Genomic DNA, 17,675 nt, shown 5'->3' on the forward strand with positions numbered 1-17,675 from the left:
AAGGCAGCTCAGGCAAGCCTTCGTGGGATGGACACTCTCGCCACGAGCCTGAGGCCGATCACCCCGAAGAAGCAGAGCATCCAGACCGGGTCCATGCGACGGAAGAAGAAGCTCTCCATCATCGCATTCAGCGTCGTGAAGAAGACGATCATCATGAAGAAGTCCGCGAGCAACCTGTTCTCCCGGACCGGCCTGCAGCGCATGTAGTCGATCAACGGAAGCACGATCAGGACCGCCAGCGCGGCGATGAGCGCCGGTATCCCCATGGAGATCGCGATATCGAGATAGCCGTTATGGGCATGCACGATGCCGCGCACATCCCAGTCGAGATAATAGGGATTGGCGGCATAGCGGACCAGATCTGTACTCCAGAAACTCTCATAGCCGAAGCCCGTGAGCGGGCGATCGGCCAGTGCATCGAGCCCGAACTTCCAGATGGAGACACGTCCGGTAAATGTCGGGTCGATCCCGAGCCAGAGAATAAACTGGTGGATCGGTTCGATCAGCACGGAACCGAAGGTCAGGAGAGCAAAGGCAAGCTGGCAGCAGAAGACCGCGATCGGTGTCAGCACGCGAAGCCCGATCGCACTCGGTAGGAGGACAAGGAGAGCGGCAACGGGCACCAGTCCAAGCGTGGTCTTGGAGCCCGTCTGGCTGACAAAGATCAGGGCCGACACCGCGATCACCACGCCGGACCAGCGGTCGCCGCGTCGCCAGAGATAGATGGCCGCAAAGACGAATGCCGCCATGACCGGCCCGGCGATATTTTTGTGCGTGAAGACCCCGCGCCAGAGATAGGAATTCTGAGGCTCCAGCGCGTCGAAGCCATGGGTTGCCAGAGACGGGACCAAGGGGAGCCCGGCATAGCAGATGAAGATCAGGATGCCTGCGACCACGCTCAACATGCGGGCATAGCCATCTCCATCCTGCGGCAGCGCCAGCACGGTCACGATGGTCATCATCACGATCAGGGTGAGAATGATGCCGCGCAAGGTCGCACTCGGATCTGGAGCGGTGAATCCGGACAGCACAAGAAAACCGATCATCAGCAACCAGGCCGGACCGATCAGGGACGGCAGCCTGCGCAGATCGGCCAGCGTCAGCAGCGAGCCGAGCGCAATGAGGCCAAGCATGCCAAAACCCAGCTGATTAACCAGATTGCCGCCTTCTTCCACGCCTTCATGAACCGGCGAGAAAGGCTGGAACGAGATCAGCATGATCGTAAACAGCAGGATGCTCACGACGACGGCCGCCCGGCGCAGCATCTGCGCGGGATAGGCAGGCCTCCGCCCCGCGACGTCGCGGTCAGCGCCCGTCCGTATGTCGATACTGTTCATCGGCATATCCGAAATGTGCGAGCGTCCGACCAAGGCCGACATGGACGTAATAGAGGCTGTTCTGCAGCGATCCGAGGCGGCGGGCGGCCATGATCGCCTTCAGCGGCGAGAGGGTCAGCAGGGCGACACTCTTCAGGAAGACCCGGACAGCCCCCAAGGGCTCGCTGGCGCGCCGTCCTTTTTCGACCAGGCTGGAGATGACACCATCGCGAATGCCGCGCGCGCGCAGCCACGATCGTTCAAGACGGTTTGCAGGCACGGTCTCCAGGACCGGCGCCTCATGACACCAGGCAGTTTTGAAACCTTTGCGCACAGACTGATCAATGAAGTTCGCATCCCCGCCACCGGTGAAGTTGAACCTCTGGTCGAGAAACGGATAGGTATTTGCCTCAAGCAGAACGCGGGAGACCAGGAGATTGCCGGAGGAATAGAGGAGCGGGACAAGCCCAGTCGTCTGATAAGGCGGCGTGAATACCGGATGCCGGGGCACATCGCCGGTTTCAGTCGTCGGGAAGACCGGCACTTGCGGGCCACCGACCAGATCGGCACCAAACATTTCCTTGGTGCGGCTCATGGCCTCGATCCAGTCCGGATCGGCAATCTCGTCATCATCGATAACAAGCAGATGGCTCATGTTGGGGAAGTGCTGAAGCGCCGTCAGCCAGGCGGCATTATAGGCATTACAATTTCCCCTGAGCGTCTCGACAATCAGGATGCCGTTGATCTGCCCCGTTTCGAACAGGGGCCGGGCCGCCACCACACCCTCGCGGTGATCACTGTCATTGTCGACCAGCACGACGGCATAGCGACGGTTTGTCCTTTGGGCCGCCAGACTTTCAAGCGTCTTGAGAAGGTGCACTGGTCGACGAAAGGTCGGTACCGTCACGACAACCGTGACGGCGTCATGCGCCAGATCAGGCGTCTGCGTGACCAGCTCGATGTGATCCGGTAAGGCCAATCGGGAGCTCTTTCGAATGTGCGGAACTTCGCCGAGCAAATACCAAAACTGTTGATACCAGCTTAACCTCTGCGCCGTTTCACACGGCTGGCGGTCTCAGGGACGTTCAAGGCCCGGGCAACCTTCCGCTGCACCAACGAAATCGTTGAGCACGGGTGCGAGACCACGGAGCTGGGGTCGATCGCCGTTCTTGGTCGGCTGGATGTTGAGCTCTTCGGTTTCGGGCCACCAGTCACCAGCCGCCCAATAGGTCCAGCCGATCCACGATGCCTTGTCCTCATCGAGCAGCTTCACCACCTCCGTCAACACCGCCGTGCATTCCGGCGTTCCCGGAACACCGAACTCGCCGAGGAAGCCGCGCTGACCGGTTTCCTTCAACCATTCTCCGACCTCGCGGATCGCATCGACGGCATCAGCGGCACGGCTGCAATTGTTCAAGGTGCCTGAAAAGTCGTCGTCGAAATACTGGTGAATCTCGAAGGCATAGTTATTCGCCGGGTCCTTGATGCTCAAAAGCACCTCGGCATTCGCCCCGCCATACCAGTCGCCGAACCAGCTATGCGCACCCGTCCAGGATGTACCCGGAACCAGAATGAGATTGTCTGCGCCAACGTCGCGAATGCCCGCGATCGCTTCGTTGGCGACATCGCGCCAATCCGTCGACGAGATGTCGAAGGGCTCGTTCATCAGGCCGAAGACCACATGGCGGTCTCCCTCGAACTCCTTGGCCAGCCGCTCCCAGAAATCGACGAAGGCCGAGACCGGAACCTCCTCGGTTCCGATCAGCTTTTCGAAATAGCGCGCATAGTTATGCGGATCGAGGATCACGGTCTGATTGAAGGATCCGATCGTCGCGACGGTTTCCTTGAGACGGCTTAGCTCCGCAGGGTCGAAGTCGCTGTTCAGCTTCGGCTGCAGGCGCTCCCAAAGGAACGGGAGCCGCACGGTATTGAAACCCTTGCCCGCGAAATATGTGATCGTCTCCAACGAAGGGTAGATATAGCCTTCGCCGAACACGCCCTGCAGATTGCCGAATTCCGCCCCCGCGAGGTTTATTCCACGAAAGCAAGCACTGCTTGTGGCAGCAAACGAATTGATGGGCATTGCCATGGCGACAGCAGCGGAAATCAGGCCGAGCATCAAATTCCGTTTCATCGTTTTCAATCCTGTCTTGGCCTGAATATCGCGGACGTTCTAGCCGGTCACCGGCGTAATGTCATTCTGGTTCTGCCAGCAGTATTCATGCGTGTGGTCTACACCGCGCCTCAAATCACACTTTGAGGAGCGGCACCGGGAAGGCATTCCCGATCCTTCATGCGCAAGTCACCGCGAACGGCGCTTACAGGCCGGAATATTCCACCCCCATCAAGAGACGAACGGCGAAGATGCGCCCTGGAAAGACGCAATGGGAACGGGGTTTTGCATTTCCTGCCCTAATCTCTGGCCATCGCAAAGGAGCGGAAACCGCAGGCGCGCGTGCCGACTTCCTTTGAAAGACGATGAGGATCAGCAACACGGCACGCTTCCGATCGTGTCGGACATGCGATAGAGACACGGCGCCTGCGCCATGCCGAGGAGATAAGAGAACCGATGACGAGCTATGTATTGACCGTATCCTGCCAGTCGACCCGCGGCATTGTCGCGGCGATTTCGGGTTATCTCGCCGAGCAGGGCTGCAACATCGTCGACAGCTCTCAGTTCGACGACCTCCACACCGGCCAGTTCTTCATGCGCGTCTCCTTCATCTCGGAAGAAGGCGCCAATGAAGCCAAGCTCGAAAAGGGTTTTTTGCCCGTCGCCGAAAAATTCGGCATGAACTGGAACCTGCATGACGCCGCCAAGCGCATGAAGGTCCTCCTGATGGTCTCGCGCTTCGGCCACTGCCTGAACGACCTTCTCTATCGCTGGAAGATCGGCGCGCTGCCGATCGAGATCGTTGGCGTCGTCTCCAACCACTTCGACTACCAGAAGGTCGTCGTGAACCACGACATTCCCTTCCACCACATCAAGGTGACCAAGGAGAACAAGCCGGAAGCCGAAGCCCGGATCATGGATCTCGTCGAGCAAACCGGTACCGAACTGATTGTGCTCGCCCGCTACATGCAGGTCCTCTCCGACGACATGTGCAAGAAGATGTCGGGCAAGATCATCAATATCCACCATTCCTTCCTGCCGAGCTTCAAGGGCGCAAACCCCTACAAGCAGGCCTTCGAACGCGGTGTGAAGCTGATCGGTGCCACGGCCCATTACGTCACCGCCGATCTCGACGAAGGTCCGATCATCGAGCAGGACGTCGCCCGTATCACCCATGCCCAGTCGGCAGACGATTACGTCTCGATCGGCCGCGACGTCGAAAGCCAGGTCCTGGCGCGTGCCATCCACGCCCATATCCACCACCGGACCTTTATCAACGGCAACCGGACGGTCGTCTTCCCGGCGAGCCCGGGCTCCTATGCCTCCGAGCGCATGGGCTGAGCATGAAAAGGGCGTCGGAAACGACGCCCTTCGTCTTTTGCTGCCATGGCTCTGCGGGATAGACGCGACACAAGGCTCTGCTAATCTCCCGACATGATTCCCGTGGGAGGAAACGTATGGCCGACTCGGCTCTGCTCCAGCGCACCGAACTGCCGCGCCCGAACGTCACGTTGGCAGATGCCAGGGTCATTTTTAACGAATTCTACGGCTTCAGCGGGACGATCCGGGAACTCGGCAGCCAGCAGGACCGCAATTTCCTGATCGACACCGGCGAAGAGCGGCTCGTTCTCAAGGTCACACGGGCGGAATATCCCCAGCCGGAACTGGATGCCCAGAACAGGGCCATGGAGCACCTGCGCAATCTTGATCTCGGTCTGCGCATACCCGAACCGATCCCGGCCCTGACAGGGGAATACATCCCCCAGATCGAAGTTGGCGGGCACTACTACTGGGTCAGGCTCTTGTCCTATCTGGATGGCGAGCCCCTGACGCGCCAGAAATATCTTGCTCCTGAGGTTGTCGCCTCGTTCGGTGACGTGGTCGCCCGGATTGCAGGCGGGCTCAAGGACTTCCGTCACAGCGGGCTGGAACGGGAACTGCAATGGGATCTCCGCCGCGCAGGCCCGGTTGCCTTGCATCTCCTGAAATCAGTCGCGGACCAGAAACAGCGGGACCGGATTGCCAAGGCGATGATCATGGCGGTGAAGCGCCTGCAGCCACTGGCTTCAGAACTGCGCATTCAATGCATTCATCACGACATCACCGACGACAACGTGGTGGCCACACCGAACGCAACCGGCCGTCTGATGCCCGATGGCGTCATCGACTTCGGTGATGTTCTCTATGGATGGCTGGTGGCCGACCTCGCGGTGACCTGCGCCGCACTCCTGCACCACGCCGATGGAGACCCTTGCTTCATCCTGCCGGCCGTCAAGGCCTTCCACGCACGCTATCCACTCAACGAGGCGGAGTTGAAGGCGCTCTGGCCGCTGATCGTCGCCCGCGCCGGGGTGCTGGTCGCCAGCAGCGAGCAGCAGCTGTCGATCGACCCTGACAACGACTATGTGCTTGGCAATATCGAGCACGAGCGGACCATTTTCGAGGTGGCGACCTCGGTGCCCTACCCGCTGATGGAAGCGGCCATCCTGGACGCCGCCGGCATGCTTCCGGACGAACCGGAGCTGACGAAGTCGCATCCACTTCTTCCCTCGCTCGCACCCGCAGACTTCCGCCTGACAGACCTGTCGGTGACGAGCCAGGACCTGCCGCGCGACACCTGGAGCGACCAGGAGATCGACTGGAAGCTTCTGGCCCGAGCGGCCATGGAGACAGGCGTTGCCTCGACCCGCTATGGCGAATTCCGCCTGTCCTACACCAAGCCTCTGTCCCAGACGCCGCCGGCAACCTTCGCACTGCATATCGATGTCTGCCTGCCAGGAGCGACCGAAGCCTTCGCTCCCTTCGACGGAACCATTATACTCGACGGCCACCACCTGATCCTGTCATCGCCTGAGCTGTCGCTTCATCTGGATGGCATCGACTGCAGCCTCGAAGAGGGCACGACCGTAAAGGCGGGTGACGCAATCGGTGCGGTGGCCGGCGCAGCCGGTGGCGTCGGCGGCTTGCGCATCCAGCTTTGCCGCGATCCGGATCTCGTCCCGCCACTCTTTGCCAAGCCGCAGCAAAGCGCAGTCTGGCGCCGCATATGTCCCTCGCCTTCGACGCTGCTCGGCGTCGGCGTTGATGCACCGGCACCGGAGAGCCATGCGCTTCTGGAACGCCGCAAGAACAGCTTCGCCAAGCCGCAGAAGAACTACTATGCCGACCCACCACAGATCGAACGGGGCTGGCGAGAGCATCTCTTCGACGTGAACGGCCGCGCCTATCTCGACATGGTCAACAATGTCACGATCCTCGGCCACGGCAATCCACGTTTGGCCGAGGCGGTCGGCAGACAATGGGCCATGCTCAACACGAACTCGCGCTTTCACTACGCCGCCGTCGCCGAATTCTCGGATCGCCTCGCCTCACTCGCGCCAGAGGGGCTAGACACGGTCTTCCTCGTGAATTCGGGCTCCGAAGCCGTGGACCTTGCGCTGCGGCTCGCCTGGGCCCATAGAGGCCACCGTCACATCCTGAGCCTCCTGGAGGCCTATCACGGCTGGACAGTCGCAAGCGACGCGGTCTCGACATCGCTCGCCGACAATCCGCGCGCCCTGGAAACGCGCCCGGACTGGGTGCACCCGGTGCTCTCCCCCAACACCTACCGCGGCAAATACCGCGGTGACGGTTCGACAGATGGCTATGTTCAGGCCGTGATCGAGAAGATCGCCGAGATCGAAAATGCGGGCGGTCAACTGGGCGGCTTCATCGCAGAGAGCGTGTATGGCAATGCCGGTGGCATTCCGCTCCCGCCGGGTTATCTCCGGGACGTCTATGCACTCGTTCGCGAGCGTGGAGGTCTCTGCGTCGCCGATGAAGTTCAGGTCGGATACGGCCGCCTCGGTCATCATTTCTGGGGCTTCGAACAGCAGGGCGTCGTCCCGGACATCATCACTGTCGCCAAGGGCATGGGCAACGGCCAGCCGCTCGGCGCCGTGATCACCAGGCGCGAGATCGCCGACAGCCTCGAAAAAGAGGGCTATTTCTTCTCATCCTCCGGCGGCAGCCCCGTGAGCTGTGTCGTCGGGATGACCGTTCTCGACATCATGCGGGACGAAAAACTGCAGCAAAATGCCCGAGACACCGGTGACCATCTGAAAGCACGGCTTGAAGCTTTGGGTCAGCGTTTCCCGATCGTCGGCGCCGTCCACGGAATGGGCCTCTATCTCGGGCTGGAATTCGTGCGTGATCGCGAGACGCTGGAACCTGCAACGGAAGAGACTGCAGCCCTATGCGACCGCCTGCTAGAACTCGGCGTCATCATGCAACCAACGGGCGATCATCTTAACGTTTTGAAAATAAAGCCGCCGCTCTGCCTTGGCAAAGAGAGCGCCGATTTCTTCGCGGACATGCTGGAAAAGGTGCTTTCCGACGGATGGTGATGACGGACGCAATCACTACTATCCTCCTAATTCCGTGCTCCGAAACACGATAGCTGCGTAAAGGAAACGCAAAGCCCAAATCTGGGTACACTAAATGGCAGCTTCACAGCGTTTTGGAGAGTGGTCTATCTTCGGACAGAACATACAGCCGAAGGAATATTCATGCCCACCATCCCGGAGCAAATCGCCAGTGATCTTTTGATCTGGGCCGTCGCTCTGTTCGTCATCAAGCATCTCCTAGCCGATTTTCTGCTTCAGACCGGTTGGATGGCAACAGGCAAGGAGCGGCTTAAAGGGTGGATAGCTCCCTTGTTCGCGCATGTTGCCGTCCATGCCTTGGGAACGCTGTTGATCTGCCTCACGATGGCACCGCAACTCGCCTGGCTTGCGGTTGTCGATCTTGTCGTTCACGCACTGATCGATAGAAGCAAGGCGCTGGTCCAGCAGCGTTACCACTTCAAGGTGGACCAGGCGGCCTATTGGTGGCTTTTCGGCACCGACCAGACCCTGCACCATCTCACCCATCTCGCCTTCGCCGTCTGGATTGCGGCTGCGGCGAGTTGACTGTGACCAGAAGCTGCTAGCGCTGCGCAAGTTCCTTGACGATCCACTCCCGGAAAGCGACGAGCGGCGGATAGGCCGCCCGCTCCCGCGGAAAGGCGAGATAATATCGTTGCGCGCTCTGCATCGGGCGATCGACTGCGGCCACCAACTCGCCCCGTGCGAGCTCGTCCTGGATGAGGAAGGTCGGAAGCAGCGCCACGCCGAGACCGCCGATCGCCGCCTGCGATGCAGTGGCGAACTGGTCGAAGAGCATTCCATGCAGGTTCTCGAACACGACACCGGTTTCCGTGAACCAACGTTCCCATGCATCCGGCCGGGTCGTGAGATGCAGCAAAGGCACGTGCAGAAGATCGGATGGCGCATCGATCGCATGCGCCTGTTTGAAGTCCGGGCTGCATGCGGGGATCGTCTCCTCCCGCATCAAGAGCGTCAGTTCCGCGCCCGGCCAGACGGCATCGCCGAAATGGATCGCCGCATCGATCGAATCCAGTCGGAAGTCGAATGGCGACAGTCGCGTCACCAGATTGATCGTGATCCCGGGATTGCCGGCGAGAAATTGCCCCAGCCGCGGGGCGAGCCAACGGGCACCGAATGTCGGCAGGATTGCAAGATTGAGCGTGCCGCCATGCGGATTGGCACGCAGGTTCAGGGACGCGCTGGAGATGCGGCGAAGCGCTTCCCGTATCTCGCGGGCATAGCTGTCACCGGCGACTGTCAGCCGGATCGTCTGGCGCTCGCGTAAAAACAGCTCGACACCAAGCTGGTTCTCCAATGCCTTGATCTGTCGGCTGACCGCACTCTGCGTCAGATCGAGCTCCCGTGCCGCCGCCGTGATGCTCCCCGTCCGGGCTGCGGCCTCGAATGCAGTGAGCAGCGACAGCGATGGAAGGAAGCGGCGGGCAGGCAGCATGGTCATGCCTTTTTGGAATGATCTCTTGAGAATTTATCGCTGGAATGGCGTAGAACGCTCTTCTAGAAATCACAAGACTGTACGGGGCGGAATGACATGGGACACGGAGTGATCTCGTGCGGCCAGCCCCGGCACATTGCAGATCTCGGGGCCACACCATGCTGAACGATCCTCGCTCCCACGGACTTTGGGAAAAGACGGCCCCTGCCGCGCCCCAGACCGCGCCCCTGCGCGGCGCCGCGACTGCGGATGTCGTGATCGTCGGCGGCGGTTATACCGGGCTTTCTGCAGCCCTGCACCTCGCCGAAGCAGGCACCAGCGTGATCCTGCTTGAAGCGAAGGAAATCGGCTTCGGCGGCGCGGGCCGCAATGTCGGCCTGATCAATGCCGGCATGTGGGTCATGCCAGACGATCTTCCGAGCGAACTCGGCCCAGTCTATGGCGAGCGGCTGCTGGACCTTCTCGGCAACGGACCGCGCACCGTGATGGAGCTGATCGATCGCCACGGCATCGAATGCGAACTCGAGCGCTCTGGCACGCTACACTGCGCAGTCGGCAGCGCCGGCCAGAAGGAAATCGAGGCGCGCGCCGAGCAATGGCAGCGCCGGGGCGCCCCCGTCGACCTGCTGGACAAGGCAGAAACGGAATCCAAGATCAGCACCCGTGCTTACCAAGGTTCCCTCCTCGACCGCCGCGCGGGCACGCTGCAGCCGCTCGCTTACGCCCGGGGCCTTGCTCATGCGGCACAAAAGGCCGGAGCGGTTCTGCATACGGCAAGCCCGGTTGAAGCCTATGGCAAGACAGCCGATCGCTGGAGGGTCACCACGGCAGAAGGCACTGTCGATGCCCAATGGATCGTCGTCGCAACCGATGCCTATAGCCACGGCCCCTTTGCCGCCGTGCGCGAGGAGCAGGTCCACCTGCCCTATTTCAACTTCGCCACTGTACCCCTCAGCGACAACTTGCGTAAGTCGATACTGACGGAGCGCCAGGGTTGCTGGGACACGAAAGAAGTTCTCTCCTCCTTCCGCATGGACAAGGCCGGCCGCATGGTCTTCGGCAGCGTCGGTGCCCTACGCGGCACCGGGCTCTCGATCCATCGGTCCTGGACTCGCCGCGCGCTGAAGGCGATCTTCCCGCAGATCGGGGACATCGAATTCGAAAGCGAATGGTATGGTCAGATCGGTATGACCACGAATGCGCTTCCGCGCTTCCACAAGTTTGCGCCCGGCGTCATCGGCTTCTCCGGCTATAACGGTCGAGGCATCTCGCCGGGCACGGTCTTCGGCAAGACCATCGCAAGCCACATCCTCGGCCAGATGTCAGAGGAAGAACTGCCCCTGCCACTCACCGATCCACAAGCACCGGCCTTCCGCACCCTGAAGGAAGCATGGTACGAGGCCGGCGCCCAGGTGGCGCATCTGGCCGGCGCACGATTTTGAACGAACAAGAACCAGGTAGACCTGACGGAAGGACCACCATGACCCTCGCCACTCTCAATTTTTCTGCCGAAACGGCATCGCTGATGGCAAGCTTCGGCGTCGACGCCAAGGCTCTGACCGGCGGCACGATGTCTGTCCGCTCGCCGATCAACGGCGAAACCATCGCAGCCGTTGCCGAAATCTCTGGCGACGACACCCGCAAGGCCATTGATGCAGCCCACAAGGCCTTCCTCGAATGGCGCCTCGTGCCGGCACCTCAGCGTGGTGAGCTGATCCGTCTGCTCGGCGAGGAACTGCGCGCCGCCAAGACCGAACTCGGTCGCCTCGTTTCCATCGAAGTCGGCAAGATCACCTCCGAAGGCCTCGGCGAAGTCCAGGAAATGATCGACATCTGCGATTTCGCCGTCGGCCTGTCGCGCCAGCTCTACGGTCTCACCATCGCGACCGAGCGCGCCGAACACCGCATGATGGAAACCTGGCACCCGCTCGGCGTCACCGGCATCATCTCGGCCTTCAACTTCCCTGTGGCCGTCTGGTCCTGGAATGCAGCACTCGCCCTCGTCTGCGGCAACTCGACGATCTGGAAGCCGTCGGAAAAGACCCCGCTGACTGCCATCGCCACCCAGGCGATCTTCGAAAAGGCCGTGAAGCGTTACAACGCACAGGGCTGCAAGGCGCCGGCCAATCTGTCGACGCTCCTCATTGGCGGTCGTGACATCGGCGAAATCCTCGTCGACAACCCCAAGGTCCCGCTGATCTCGGCAACCGGTTCGACCGCCATGGGCCGCGCCGTCGGCCCGCGTGTCGCTGCCCGTTTCGGCCGCTCGATCCTCGAGCTCGGCGGCAACAATGCTGCCATCGTCGGCCCGACCGCCGATCTTGATCTGACGCTGCGCGGCGTTGCTTTCTCCGCCATGGGCACCGCCGGCCAGCGCTGCACCACACTGCGTCGCCTCTTCGTCCACGAAAGCGTCTACGACACGCTCGTGCCGCGCCTGGTCAAGGCCTATGGCTCCGTCACCATCGGCAACCCACTGGAAGCCGGCAATCTGATCGGACCGCTGATCGACAAGGGCTCCTACGAGCGCATGCAGCACGCCCTGGAAGCTGCCAAGGCCAATGGCGGCAAGGTGCATGGCGGTGACCGCGTTCGCTCTGACGAAGCAGCTGACGCCTTCTACGTTCGCCCGGCCCTCGTTGAAATGCCGGAGCAGTGCGGCCCGGTCGTCGAGGAAACCTTCGCCCCCATCCTCTACGTCATCAAGTATGCCGACTTCGATGACGCCCTCGCCCTCAACAACGACGTACCGCAGGGCCTTTCCTCGTCGATCTTCACCAACGACATCCGCGAAGCCGAAGCCTTCGTCTCCGATCGCGGTTCGGATTGCGGCATCGCAAACGTCAACATCGGCCCGTCGGGTGCGGAAATCGGTGGCGCCTTCGGTGGGGAGAAGGAAACCGGCGGCGGCCGCGAATCCGGTTCGGACAGCTGGAAGGCCTATATGCGTCGCCAGACCAATACGGTGAACTACGGCCGCACTCTGCCACTCGCCCAGGGCGTTAAGTTCGACATCGAGTAAAGCTATGAAGGGGTCGGCGGCCAACCGTCGGCCCTTCTTTCCTGCGACAAAGGTCCATGCGCCAGACGCTGGCCTTTGATCAACGGATGAGTGAGACTGAAGCAGCCGTCAGACGTGAGGGATGCATGCCAGTTGAGGACCAGTCCGCCGCCATCGCCTTTCTCCGCGATCCCGGGAGCCATGGCATCACCTCGCCTGTCGAGTTGATCGAAACCCACATCTCCCTCATCTTCCTGGCCGGCGACAAGGCCTACAAGCTGAAGCGCGCGGTGAAGCTGCCCTATGCCGACTTCTCGACGCTCGATCTCAGAAAACGATACTGCCATAGAGAAGTAGAGCTGAACTGCCGAACCGCGCCGGAGATCTACTCCGGTGTGAGGTCCATCGGCCGAGACGCAAACGGCGATGTCGCCTTCGACGCTGAAGCGTCACCTATCGACTACGTGGTCGAGATGCACCGCTTCTCGCAGGACAAGCTGTTCGACAGGATGGCGGAAACGGGCAGCTTGCCGAAGACCTTGATGGAAGAAACGGCCGAGCGCATTGCAGACTTTCACGGGATGGCGGAGGTGCTGCATACGGGTAGCGGTGAAGCCAACCTCGCCGCTGTTCTCGATATCAACCATGCAGCTTTTTCCGCCGTGCCGCTCTTCTCAGCCGACGAGACAAACCGTCTGAACAGGCTCTTCCGGGATGCCCTCGACCGCCATGCTTCATTGCTGAACGAGCGTGAGCAGGATGGCATGATCCGTCACTGCCACGGCGACCTTCATCTGCATAACATCTTCCTCGGGCCCGAGGGTCCGCGCATGTTCGACTGCATAGACTTCAACGAAGGCCTTGCGACCTCCGACATCCTCTATGATCTTGCCTTTCTGTTGATGGATCTCTGGCATCGAAACCTGCCGGAGTATGCCAACGCCGTGGTCAATCGCTATCTCGATCGAACGGGCGATGACGCAGGCTTTGGGCTCCTGCCCTTCCTCCTGGGGCTGAGGGCCGCGATCCGCGCTCATGTCGGCGCGACACTGGTGCGCAACCTCGGAGATCGCACCGGCCATGGCGCAGAGGAAGCGATCGCCTACCGAGATCTGGCGCTCGAACTGCTGCAGCGGAAGGAACCGATGCTGGTTGCCATCGGCGGGCTAAGCGGCTCTGGCAAATCCACCCTCGCCGAAGCCATGGCGCCCCGTCTGGGGCTTGCTCCCGGCGCGCGCCTGCTCGAGAGCGACCGCCTGCGCCGCGCAATGCTCGGCCATGCGCGAGGTCATCCCATGCCACAGCACGCCTACAAGCCGGAAATATCAGCACGCGTCTATGCGACCCTCGCCGAAAAGGCTGGCATGGTTCTGAGGTCCGACGGCTGCGTCGTCGCCAATGCCGTCTTCGCCCATGCTGACGAAAGAATAGCCATTGAGGAGGTCGCGCGGGCGAACCATGTGCCGTTCGTCGGACTGTGGCTGGAGGCGGACCCGGCTGTTCTCAGAGCCCGCGTCGAGGCCCGACCGGTTGTCGACTCGGACGCCACGGTGGGCGTGCTCGACAAGCAATTGCAGAGCGGTACGGGTCCCATCGACTGGCATCGCATCAATGCGGCGGAACCCGCCGCATCCGTTGCGCAGGACGCGCTTGATTTGGTTGCCGTCCGCAAACTCAGCGAAGATTGAAGCGGACGGGTGCCGTGATCGTCTTGTTGACCCCGACAGGGGGGGCCGGCACCGGCGAAGCAGCGCGCACCATGTCGAGAACCGCGTTGTCGAGCGTCGGAAAGCCCGACGAGCGCGAAAGCGAGACGGACAACACATTGCCGGAATCGTCGATCCGGAACCGGACATAGACGGTGCCTTCTTCCCGGTTGCTGCGGGCAGCACTCGGGTAACGCTTGCGACGTTCGAGATGGGACATCAGACGCGACTGCCATCTCGCCGGCGAAACACTCCGACCGGCACCGCTGGCGGTTGCCGCAGCCGCATTGCGGGTCGATTGGGCGACCTCGGCCTTGGCCGTGCGGGCCGCCTGCGACGCGGGAGGCTGGGCCTGCTTCTTGACCACTTTCTTCGGCGCCGGTTCTTTCTTCTTCTCGATTTCCGGTTTCGGCGCGGGCGGCCGCAGCATCGGGATCGGAACCTCGACATTCTCCAGTTCCGCCATCACCATCTGTTCGATCGGATCGATCTCCGGCAGCGGCTCGGGCTCGATCAGCGGCGGCACTTCGGGCTGAAGTTCTGTGACCTCGGGTTCTGGTTCTGGCTCAGGCTCTGGAGGCGGCGGCTCCGGGAGAGGCTGCTCCACAGGCTCCGGGATGGGTTCCGGCAGCGGCTCGCTGGTTGCGGTCTTGACCTCTTCTGCATCGACCTGTTCGGTCGAGATCTCGGTCTCGTCTGTGATGACGGCCTCAGGTTCCGGCGCAAGCTCGATCATGATCGCTGGCGGCGGCCCGCTATCGGCCATCACCATGTCCGGTTCGCGCAACAGAACAGCCACCGCACCCGCATGGGCCGTGGCGATCAGGACCCCGGCCGTTGTCCACAACAGCCCTTCACCAAGGATCCGTTTCGTGGAGCGAGGCTCGATCATGGTGCCGGTCCTACGGGCTCTGTCGCTGCAGCAGCATCAGGCGCCGGCGCGGCGGCAACCGCTTCCAGCCCAACGAGGGCGATCTTAAGGTATCCCGCATCCCGCAAGAGGTTCATGACCTCCATGAACTGACCATAGTCGACCGTCTTGTCGGCACGCAGGAAGATGCGCGCGTCCTTGTTGCCTTCGGTCATCCGGTCGAGCGACGTGCCGAGCGTCTCGCGTGCGACGGTATCGTTTCCAAGTGCCAGGCTCATGTCTTCCTTCAGAGTGACATAAACGGGCTCATCGGGACGTTCGGCCGGCTTCGCCGTGGAAGCGGGCAGATCGACATTCACATCGACCGTCGACAAGGGCGCAGCGACCATGAAGATGATCAACAGCACAAGCATGACGTCGATAAACGGCGTCACGTTGATCTCGTGGTTCTCGGCCAGATCGTCGCCGGAACTGTTTTCTCTGATGCCACCGGCCATTGGTTCACTCCGCCGCCATCGCCATGGCCTTGGTCGCCTGAGCGATGCGGGCACTCTTTCGGAAGTCGAGATCACGGCTGACCAGCCGCTCGATGCCAGCCCCGGCATCGGCAAGAAGCTGGCGGTAGCCCGTCACGGAGCGTGCAAAGACATTGTAGATGATAACAGCCGGAATGGCCGCGACGAGACCGATGGCCGTTGCCAGAAGCGCCTCGGCGATACCCGGCGCGACGACGGCAAGATTGGTGGTCTGCGTCTCGGCAATGCCGATGAACGAATTCATGATACCCCAGACCGTACCGAACAGACCGACGAATGGCGCAGTCGAGCCGATGCTGGCGAGAACACCCGTGCCCTTCGCCATGCCGCGTCCTGCCCCGGCTTCGATCCGGGCCAGCGCCGAGCCGACGCGCTCTTTGACGCCTTCGCCACCGACCTGGTCAATTGCCGCGTCGGAAAGACTGACCTCATGCTGGGCGGCACGAACCATGGTCGCCACCACACCGCCGCGATTTTCGAGGGCTTGAAGGGCATCACGCAATTGGCGGGCATTCGTGACGGCCTTGAGGCCGCGCTTGGCGCGTGCCCGCGCACCGAAAAGCTGCAAGGATTTCGCTAGCCACACGGTCCAGGTCAGAACCGAAGCCACAGCCAGCGAAATCATCACTGATTTGACCACCCAATCGGCAGCCATGAACATGCCCTCGGGCGAGAGATCATGCGGCATGGCCTTCATCGGCGGCACGTCCGTAACCGTGTCGGCGGGCACCGCATCGACCACGGAGGCAAGCGGATCCGTCGGAGATTGCGCGGCTTCACCGCCGGTGGCAGCGGCATCTGCCGGCTGCACGGCAGAAGGAAGGTTGGCAGCGTCGGAGACTGGGGCCTGCGCGCTGGGAGCAGCCACGGCCTCTGGTGCTGGTGGAGAAGCCTCACTGTTGGGGTTGGCAGGCGAAACGGGAGCGGCCGTCGCTGCCGGAGGCGCGGAAGCATCGGGCTGTGTCACGACGCGAGGCGAAGTTGCAGAGCTTTCACTTGCAGTCGGCGCGGTCGTCGCGCCAGCCTGAGGCGCGACGACGGGTGTTTCCGTGGCCGCCGGAGCCGGCTGCTGCGCCTGCACCAGTGATGCAGATAGAAGAAAAGTAAGAAGAATGCCAAATCGCTTCAGCGAAGGTCCCGAATGGTTGAGCGGCATTGGGAGCTCCTTATGAACTTGTGATACAAAACAGGCGCTCATCGCCGCCCGTCACGCTGCCTTCCCCATATAAAACTTGATAATCTGTGACAAGTAATAAAACAACCAAAGCGCGGTTTTCCCGCGGACGCAATCGCTCGGATAACGATCAACTGGCTCTTTGCCGCTCGCGCTCGTAGAGATCGACGACGTCCTTCTGGCGGCAGAGTTCCGTGCCCGATGTCATGACCGTTGCAGCACCAGCCGCCTGACCAAAACGAAAGGCGTCGCCGACTGTGTAGCCTTGGGCAAGTGACCAAACCATGCCTGCGACAAAGCTGTCGCCGGCCCCGGTCGCAGAATTGACCGGCACATCGATTGCCGGCAGTCGAATGATCTCATCGGCAGAGGCGAGGATCGCACCGTCGCCCCCCAGGGTGACGGCAATATGTTCGGCAGCGCCCGTTCGAACATGCGCTTGTGCCGCAGGTCCCACCTCGGCATGCGCCAGCTTGCGCCCCAGGAAGGCTTCGAACTCACCGTGGCTCGGCTTCACGAGGAACATGCGCGATCGCGACAACGCCTGCGCAAGCGGATTTCCCGATGTATCGAGGACAAACTTGCCGCCCCGCGCCGCGACGAGATCCGCGAGACGGACATAGGTGTCATCCGGTAGGCCCCTTGGCAGGCTGCCACTTGCAACGACATATTCGGCATCACTGGCTTCGACGGCGTCGAATACGGGCTTAAGCTCCTCCTCCGTCACTAGAGGCCCTTCCGGCACGAAACGATATTCGAGATTGGTCGAGGTCTCGTGCACCGCAAAAGCCACACGGACGGGATCGTGAATCCGGAATGTTCGCTCCATGATCGGCAGGGGTTTCAACATGGCCTCGAGCAATTCGCCCGTGGCCCCACCCGACAGGAACATCAACTCGCATGTCCCGCCGAGGGTGACGATGACGCGGGCGACATTGATCCCGCCACCACCTGGAAATTGCTGCTGATTATAGGTCCGGGTCTTGTGGGTGTGACGCACCACCTCCGCATCGCTGGAGATGTCGATCGCCGGATTGAGTGCGAGGCAAAGGATTTTGGTCATAGAAGGGGCCACCATGGAAAAGTCAGAATGCCAGAC

At 61.5% G+C, this 17,675-nt stretch carries 14 protein-coding genes; 6 read left to right on the forward strand and 8 right to left on the reverse strand.

Annotated features, from left to right (window positions below):
- Nucleotides 1-8 precede the first annotated feature (8 nt).
- The 3 genes from GH983_RS17030 to GH983_RS17040 form a co-directional block, all read right to left on the reverse strand.
- Nucleotides 9-1,337, reverse strand: a complete 1,329-nt coding sequence (locus tag GH983_RS17030) for an O-antigen ligase family protein (protein ID WP_371418364.1) — start codon at nucleotides 1,335-1,337, stop codon at nucleotides 9-11.
- Nucleotides 1,306-2,295 (reverse strand): glycosyltransferase family 2 protein, encoded by a 990-nt coding sequence (locus tag GH983_RS17035; protein WP_153763033.1) that lies wholly within the window; start codon nucleotides 2,293-2,295, stop codon nucleotides 1,306-1,308. Before GH983_RS17035 ends, GH983_RS17030 begins: the two co-directional genes overlap by 32 nt.
- A 96-nt stretch (nucleotides 2,296-2,391) precedes the next feature.
- Entirely contained in the window at nucleotides 2,392-3,450 is a 1,059-nt protein-coding gene (locus tag GH983_RS17040) for a glycoside hydrolase family 5 protein (protein ID WP_153763034.1), read from the reverse strand.
- Nucleotides 3,451-3,885: 435 nt separating this feature from the next.
- Here GH983_RS17040 and purU point away from each other — a divergent pair, with 435 nt between their 5' ends.
- The 3 genes from purU (at nucleotide 3,886) to GH983_RS17055 (ending at nucleotide 8,378) form a co-directional block, all read left to right on the forward strand.
- On the forward strand, nucleotides 3,886-4,770 hold the full coding sequence (purU, locus tag GH983_RS17045; RefSeq protein WP_054148612.1) for a formyltetrahydrofolate deformylase: 885 nt from the start codon (nucleotides 3,886-3,888) through the stop codon (nucleotides 4,768-4,770).
- Between the two features lie 116 nt (nucleotides 4,771-4,886).
- Complete coding sequence (locus GH983_RS17050; protein WP_153763035.1) at nucleotides 4,887-7,814, forward strand: aminotransferase; 2,928 nt, start codon at nucleotides 4,887-4,889, stop codon at nucleotides 7,812-7,814.
- Nucleotides 7,815-7,976: 162 nt separating this feature from the next.
- Nucleotides 7,977-8,378 (forward strand): DUF3307 domain-containing protein, encoded by a 402-nt coding sequence (locus GH983_RS17055; RefSeq protein ID WP_069043075.1) that lies wholly within the window; start codon nucleotides 7,977-7,979, stop codon nucleotides 8,376-8,378.
- A 16-nt stretch (nucleotides 8,379-8,394) separates the two neighbouring features.
- Here the strand turns inward: GH983_RS17055 and GH983_RS17060 are convergent, their stop codons facing one another.
- Nucleotides 8,395-9,294, reverse strand: coding sequence for a LysR family transcriptional regulator (locus tag GH983_RS17060; RefSeq protein ID WP_171901587.1), 900 nt, complete (start codon nucleotides 9,292-9,294; stop codon nucleotides 8,395-8,397).
- A 152-nt stretch (nucleotides 9,295-9,446) separates the two neighbouring features.
- Here GH983_RS17060 and GH983_RS17065 point away from each other — a divergent pair, with 152 nt between their 5' ends.
- The 3 genes from GH983_RS17065 (at nucleotide 9,447) to GH983_RS17075 (ending at nucleotide 13,977) form a co-directional block, all read left to right on the forward strand.
- Nucleotides 9,447-10,730: an FAD-binding oxidoreductase gene (locus tag GH983_RS17065; protein WP_153763036.1), complete on the forward strand. Its 1,284-nt coding sequence runs from the start codon at nucleotides 9,447-9,449 to the stop codon at nucleotides 10,728-10,730.
- 38 nt (nucleotides 10,731-10,768) lie between these two features.
- Complete coding sequence (locus tag GH983_RS17070) at nucleotides 10,769-12,310, forward strand: aldehyde dehydrogenase family protein (protein WP_153763037.1); 1,542 nt, start codon at nucleotides 10,769-10,771, stop codon at nucleotides 12,308-12,310.
- A gap of 125 nt (nucleotides 12,311-12,435) precedes the next feature.
- On the forward strand, nucleotides 12,436-13,977 hold the full coding sequence (locus GH983_RS17075; protein WP_153763038.1) for a bifunctional aminoglycoside phosphotransferase/ATP-binding protein: 1,542 nt from the start codon (nucleotides 12,436-12,438) through the stop codon (nucleotides 13,975-13,977).
- Here the strand turns inward: GH983_RS17075 and GH983_RS17080 are convergent.
- The 4 genes from GH983_RS17080 to GH983_RS17095 all read right to left on the reverse strand — a co-directional run bounded on the left by GH983_RS17080 (nucleotide 13,964) and on the right by GH983_RS17095 (nucleotide 17,639).
- Nucleotides 13,964-14,887, reverse strand: coding sequence for an energy transducer TonB (locus GH983_RS17080; protein ID WP_069043071.1), 924 nt, complete (start codon nucleotides 14,885-14,887; stop codon nucleotides 13,964-13,966). The genes GH983_RS17075 and GH983_RS17080 overlap by 14 nt on opposite strands.
- Nucleotides 14,884-15,363 carry a TonB system transport protein ExbD gene (gene exbD, locus GH983_RS17085; RefSeq protein WP_153763039.1) on the reverse strand — a complete coding sequence of 160 codons (480 nt, stop codon included), beginning with the start codon at nucleotides 15,361-15,363 and terminating at the stop codon, nucleotides 14,884-14,886. The genes GH983_RS17080 and exbD overlap by 4 nt, the downstream gene beginning before the upstream one ends.
- Nucleotides 15,364-15,367: 4 nt before the next feature.
- Nucleotides 15,368-16,558 carry a tonB-system energizer ExbB gene (exbB, locus tag GH983_RS17090; RefSeq protein ID WP_153763040.1) on the reverse strand — a complete coding sequence of 397 codons (1,191 nt, stop codon included), beginning with the start codon at nucleotides 16,556-16,558 and terminating at the stop codon, nucleotides 15,368-15,370.
- Between the two features lie 148 nt (nucleotides 16,559-16,706).
- On the reverse strand, nucleotides 16,707-17,639 hold the full coding sequence (locus tag GH983_RS17095; protein ID WP_246727422.1) for a 1-phosphofructokinase family hexose kinase: 933 nt from the start codon (nucleotides 17,637-17,639) through the stop codon (nucleotides 16,707-16,709).
- Between the last annotated feature and the right edge of the window lie 36 nt (nucleotides 17,640-17,675).

It is taken from the genome of Agrobacterium sp. MA01 (assembly GCF_009650195.1).
In the GTDB taxonomy this organism is placed as follows: domain Bacteria; phylum Pseudomonadota; class Alphaproteobacteria; order Rhizobiales; family Rhizobiaceae; genus Allorhizobium.

Excerpts from the sequence above, each read along its gene's own strand:
- GH983_RS17055 (WP_069043075.1), top strand. The coding sequence starts at position 7,977 with ATGCCCACCATCCCGGAGCAAATCGCCAGTGATCTTTTGATCTGGGCC.
- GH983_RS17095 (WP_246727422.1), bottom strand. The coding sequence starts at position 17,639 with ATGACCAAAATCCTTTGCCTCGCACTCAATCCGGCGATCGACATCTCC.
- GH983_RS17040 (WP_153763034.1), bottom strand. The coding sequence starts at position 3,450 with ATGAAACGGAATTTGATGCTCGGCCTGATTTCCGCTGCTGTCGCCATG.
- GH983_RS17050 (WP_153763035.1), top strand. The coding sequence starts at position 4,887 with ATGGCCGACTCGGCTCTGCTCCAGCGCACCGAACTGCCGCGCCCGAAC.
- GH983_RS17065 (WP_153763036.1), top strand. The coding sequence starts at position 9,447 with ATGCTGAACGATCCTCGCTCCCACGGACTTTGGGAAAAGACGGCCCCT.
- GH983_RS17060 (WP_171901587.1), bottom strand. The coding sequence starts at position 9,294 with ATGACCATGCTGCCTGCCCGCCGCTTCCTTCCATCGCTGTCGCTGCTC.
- GH983_RS17075 (WP_153763038.1), top strand. The coding sequence starts at position 12,436 with ATGCCAGTTGAGGACCAGTCCGCCGCCATCGCCTTTCTCCGCGATCCC.
- exbD (WP_153763039.1), bottom strand. The coding sequence starts at position 15,363 with ATGGCCGGTGGCATCAGAGAAAACAGTTCCGGCGACGATCTGGCCGAG.
- GH983_RS17030 (WP_371418364.1), bottom strand. The coding sequence starts at position 1,337 with ATGAACAGTATCGACATACGGACGGGCGCTGACCGCGACGTCGCGGGG.
- exbB (WP_153763040.1), bottom strand. The coding sequence starts at position 16,558 with ATGCCGCTCAACCATTCGGGACCTTCGCTGAAGCGATTTGGCATTCTT.
- GH983_RS17080 (WP_069043071.1), bottom strand. The coding sequence starts at position 14,887 with ATGATCGAGCCTCGCTCCACGAAACGGATCCTTGGTGAAGGGCTGTTG.
- purU (WP_054148612.1), top strand. The coding sequence starts at position 3,886 with ATGACGAGCTATGTATTGACCGTATCCTGCCAGTCGACCCGCGGCATT.
- GH983_RS17070 (WP_153763037.1), top strand. The coding sequence starts at position 10,769 with ATGACCCTCGCCACTCTCAATTTTTCTGCCGAAACGGCATCGCTGATG.